This is a genomic window from Moraxella sp., from assembly GCF_024227015.1.
Classification (GTDB): domain Bacteria; phylum Pseudomonadota; class Gammaproteobacteria; order Pseudomonadales; family Moraxellaceae; genus Moraxella.
In genome coordinates this window covers 1-4301 of sequence record NZ_JAAELD010000353.1, presented here as the reverse complement: position 1 = coordinate 4301, position 4301 = coordinate 1, and the positions used below count along the sequence as shown (strand labels likewise).

6 protein-coding genes are annotated in these 4301 nt (G+C 47.0%); 2 read left to right on the top strand and 4 right to left on the bottom strand.

Going from position 1 to position 4301, the window contains the following annotated elements; genetic code table 11:
* Positions 1-11 precede the first annotated feature (11 nt).
* Positions 12-368, bottom strand: a complete 357-nt coding sequence (locus GY683_RS07965) for a helix-turn-helix transcriptional regulator (protein ID WP_297288224.1) — start codon at positions 366-368, stop codon at positions 12-14.
* A gap of 255 nt (positions 369-623) precedes the next feature.
* On the opposite strand from GY683_RS07965, the gene GY683_RS07960 reads away from it, so the two are divergent.
* Together GY683_RS07960 and fghA are read left to right on the top strand one after the other, a co-directional pair.
* On the top strand, positions 624-1733 hold the full coding sequence (locus tag GY683_RS07960) for an S-(hydroxymethyl)glutathione dehydrogenase/class III alcohol dehydrogenase (RefSeq protein ID WP_297288225.1): 1110 nt from the start codon (positions 624-626) through the stop codon (positions 1731-1733).
* Between the two features lie 60 nt (positions 1734-1793).
* Entirely contained in the window at positions 1794-2639 is an 846-nt protein-coding gene (gene fghA, locus GY683_RS07955; protein WP_297288223.1) for an S-formylglutathione hydrolase, read from the top strand.
* A gap of 73 nt (positions 2640-2712) precedes the next feature.
* On the opposite strand, the gene GY683_RS07950 is transcribed toward fghA, so the two are convergent.
* The 3 genes from GY683_RS07950 to GY683_RS07940 all read right to left on the bottom strand — a co-directional run.
* Complete coding sequence (locus GY683_RS07950) at positions 2713-3030, bottom strand: thioredoxin family protein (RefSeq protein ID WP_297288222.1); 318 nt, start codon at positions 3028-3030, stop codon at positions 2713-2715.
* Positions 3031-3098: 68 nt separating this feature from the next.
* A complete protein-coding gene (locus tag GY683_RS07945; protein WP_297288221.1) occupies positions 3099-3308 on the bottom strand; it encodes a hypothetical protein in 210 nt (69 codons plus the stop codon).
* A gap of 39 nt (positions 3309-3347) precedes the next feature.
* Positions 3348-4301, bottom strand: a 954-nt coding sequence (locus tag GY683_RS07940) for an NADH-dependent flavin oxidoreductase (RefSeq protein WP_297288220.1), incomplete at its 5' end; no start/stop codon positions are given.

The following is a 4301-nucleotide window of genomic DNA, read 5'->3' as shown; positions in this document are numbered from 1 at the left end:
TTTAATTAAAACTACGCTCCACCACTCGGACAATACACTCTCATCAATTCCACCAATTCACCCATTTTTTCAATCTCATCTTTCATCGCCAAACGATAAGACCGCTCTTTACCAATTTGCTCCACGCTAAGAGCATTGGCGGACAGCATGATTTTTAAGTGATGAGACACCGCAGGGCGAGATAGGTGCAGGTTGTCGGTGAGTTGATTGACGTTCATTTTGCCATTATCAAGTAGAAGTTTTAAAATCAAATGGCGATTTTCGTCCGCCAGCACCGTAAAAATAGGAATACAGTCTTTCATGACGGACATGGCATGGTCGGGGCTTAGGTTGGAATTGGGGTTTGGCTTAGTATTTGATTGAGTCATGGGTGTTGTTTTTTGGTTTAAGGGTTTAAACGCATTATAAAGCGGGCTTAGCAATAATTCAACTTTTGATTTATAATCCAAATACACTCAAGCATACTAAAAGTTTCGTTAAAAACTGCGTAAAAACCAATAGCGCATTAGTTTTATTAAAACCCAAAATTACCTAAAACAATTATTTTTATAACTCTCGATTTGATATAATACGCATTCATAAACTTTTTTAATTTTACGAATTAAGGTACATTCATGAACTTCATCAAAACTCGTGCTGCGGTCGCGTGGGCGCCCAACGAACCCCTAAAAATCGAAGAGCTTGACCTCATGCCACCCCAAAAAGGCGAAGTTTTGGTGCGCATCGTCGCCACAGGCGTCTGCCATACTGATGCTTACACCTTGAGCGGTCAGGACTCTGAAGGCGTATTCCCTTGCGTGCTTGGACATGAAGGCGCGGGGATTGTTGAAGCGGTTGGCGAAGGCGTAACTGATTTTGCTGTGGGCGATCACGTCATTCCTCTATACACCGCCGAATGCCGAGAATGCAAATTCTGCAAATCCAACAAAACCAATCTCTGCTCATCAGTGCGCGCCACACAGGGCAAAGGTCTTATGCCAGATGGCACGGTGAGATTCTTTAAGGATGGTCAGCCCATTTATCACTATATGGGCACATCCACATTCTCAGAATATACGGTCGTCTCTCAATATTCCCTTGCTAAAATCCAAAAAGAAGCACCCCTAGAGGAAGTCTGCCTGCTGGGCTGCGGCGTAACGACAGGCATCGGCGCTGTTACCAAGACCGCCAAAGTCAAACAAGGCGACACAGTGGCTGTGTTCGGTCTTGGTGGTATCGGCTTGGCGGCGATCATCGGCGCGAGAATGGCGGGCGCAAGTCGCATTATTGGCATTGATATTAATGCGGATAAATTCGATAAAGCTTTGGAATTAGGCGCAACTGACTGCATCAATCCCAATAACTTTGACAAGCCAATCCAAGAAGTCATCATTGACATGACAGACGGTGGCGTGGACTTCTCATTCGAGTGCATCGGTAATGTCAATGTCATGCGCTCAGCGCTAGAATGCTGCCACAAAGGCTGGGGCGAGAGCATCATCATCGGTGTTGCGCCTGCAGGCGCTGAGATCAGTACACGACCCTTCCAGTTGGTGACAGGACGCGTATGGCGTGGTTCAGCATTTGGCGGCGTGAAGGGCCGCACTGAGCTGCCTGCGATGATCGATCAGTATATGAAAGGCGAGTTTAAACTAACAGACTTCATCACACACACCATGCCACTTGATGAGATTAACACCGCATTTGATCTGATGCATGAAGGTAAATCAATTCGTTCAGTGATACATTTCTAATTCATCCAAATACCAGCCCTTAGACACTCTAAGGGCTACCCCAATATTTATAGGATAGTCATGGATAAACTCACTCAAATCAACCATTACAAGATGTTCGATGGGCATCATGAGCGTTATCAGCATTTCTCTGACGCTAGCCAATGCACGATGACCTTCGCCATCTATCTACCACCTGCAACTCTTCACGGCAAAAAAGTGCCGGTGCTTTATTGGCTGTCTGGTCTTACCTGCACCGATGAGAATTTCGCCACGAAGGCGCACGCCCAGCAGTTCGCCAGTCAGCATGGTATTGCACTGGTGATGCCTGATACATCGCCTAGAGGTGATGGCGTGGCTGATGATGATGCGTATGATCTGGGGCAAGGCGCGGGGTTCTATGTCAATGCCACCCAAGAACCATGGGCTAAGCACTACCAAATGTATGACTATGTGGTGCATGAGCTGCCAAAGATCATCGAAAGTCATTTTCCCGTGACCAATGAACGTGCCATATTCGGGCACAGCATGGGCGGACATGGCGCACTGCAGATCGCTCTAAAGAACTCACATCGATACAAGAGCGTCTCTGCTTTCGCACCCATCGTCAACCCAAGTGATACCCCATGGGGCAAAAAAGCCTTTAGCGCCTACCTGGGCAGTGATGCGGCAACATGGTCAGAATATGACAGCTTGCAGTTATTGGATAAATGCACCCGCAAAGACCTGCCCATCCTGATCGATCAAGGTCTGGCAGACAGCTTCTACCCTGAGCAACTACAGCCTGAGAAATTCACCCAAAAAGCCAACGAGCTTGGCTTTGATGCAACGCTTCATCTGCGCAGTGGATATGATCATAGCTACTATTTCATTGCAAGCTTCATTCGTGAACACATCGAATTCCACGCCAAGACTCTAAAGGGATAATCCTTGTGTAATATAAAGACCACCGATTTGGTGGTCTTTATATTGTATCGCTATACTAAGAAGCAATCGATTGTTAGACACCCTGACAATCCTGCAGCACTTCTTTGATCTCATCTAATTTTAGATATCTAGCTCCTCGATAGATCTCTTTTCCCGATAAGAACACCAACACAGCAGGCGCGGTCAGCACATGGAAACGCCCTGCAATATTTGGCACATCCGCAATGTTCGCCTGAATGAATTGCACATCATCAAAATCCGCCTCCATACCTTGCACCCGCTCCAAGAACACCCTGCACACGCCACAGTTGGGTGCTTGCACGTACAGCAGAACAATTCTATGCTCTGTGATGGTTTGCTCTATCTGACCCAAATGCTCTACAATTCTCATCGCTTATTCCATCTGATTAATTCTGTATAAAATAAAAAACCGCCCATCAAGGCGGTTCGTTATCCAATTTAGATTTTACAAGCACCGCCTGCGCAGTCATCCTCAGCACTATCCGCATCAAAACCACCTTCAACGGTGACATCAGCGAAGTCGCCAAGCATGGCATCCAAGTCCAGATTATCGATGTCCAGACCATCAAAGGATGCGTTATTTGTATCTGTTGTATTAAGATTGGGATTGCTCATGGTCTGCTCCGCGTTAGTGATGGTTAATGCCATCTTTATGCTGCCTGTCTTGATATTTTCAAGTCCACAAGATTAAATATCCAAAGGTTGCCACTGCTTGCCCTTTAAAGGCGGCAGGTAGGCAAGTCCTTTTTGTTGGTATGCCCACAGCTGGCTTGGAATTTTGTAGATGTGGTTGCACTCTGGATCGATGGCGATGTTGATCTTATCGTATTCGCCTGTTTTCATTAATGTGGCAAAATTAGGATTGATCATAACTGCCTTACCAACCGCGATGAATTCAGCCCACCCTGTCGCATATGCGTGATTCACGTCATCAGCGGACAGCAGACAGCCCACCCCAATCAGCGGCAGACATCCAGCGATGCGCTCGTGAATGAGCGACATTCTGGTAAGATTCGTGTCTGCACCACGGCGAGCTTTCTTATAAAAATCCCATAACGAGACATGCAGATACTGCAATGGCTGCTGAACCAAATAATCAATCAAATCAAAACAGTCCGCCATCGTCAGTCCTTGCTCGCCCGCCTCTTCAGGGGAGAATCGATAACCGACAATAAAGTCAGACTTGTCATGCTTGGCTCTCACCTCATTTACTGTCTGTATGACAGCATCCACGAAGCGCAGGCGATTCTCAAGGCTGCCACCCCACTCATCATTACGCTGATTCGACTGAGGCGAGAAGAACTGCTGGATAAGATAATTATTCGCGCCGTGAATCTCGACACCATCAAAGCCCGCTCGTATCGCAAGATCGGTCGCCACACCAAAGCCGTTAATAACAGCGTGTATCTCATCCACCGTCATCGCACGAGCGATCTGCTTGCCATTATCCATGGCAGACGGCGCAATCACTTCGCCAAATTCAGCTAAAGACTGATAGCCGCCATGATGAATCTGCAAGATTGCTTTCGCGCCACCCTTCTTAATGATGTCTGCAATCTGAGTCAAACTTTGCAAATGCTGCTCATCATAAGCGCACGGCTGACCAACGAACGCTTTGCCAGTTGGATGAACTAGGGTCGC

Excerpts from the sequence above, each read along its gene's own strand:
- GY683_RS07965 (WP_297288224.1), bottom strand. The coding sequence starts at position 368 with ATGACTCAATCAAATACTAAGCCAAACCCCAATTCCAACCTAAGCCCC.
- fghA (WP_297288223.1), top strand. The coding sequence starts at position 1,794 with ATGGATAAACTCACTCAAATCAACCATTACAAGATGTTCGATGGGCAT.
- GY683_RS07950 (WP_297288222.1), bottom strand. The coding sequence starts at position 3,030 with ATGAGAATTGTAGAGCATTTGGGTCAGATAGAGCAAACCATCACAGAG.
- GY683_RS07945 (WP_297288221.1), bottom strand. The coding sequence starts at position 3,308 with ATGGCATTAACCATCACTAACGCGGAGCAGACCATGAGCAATCCCAAT.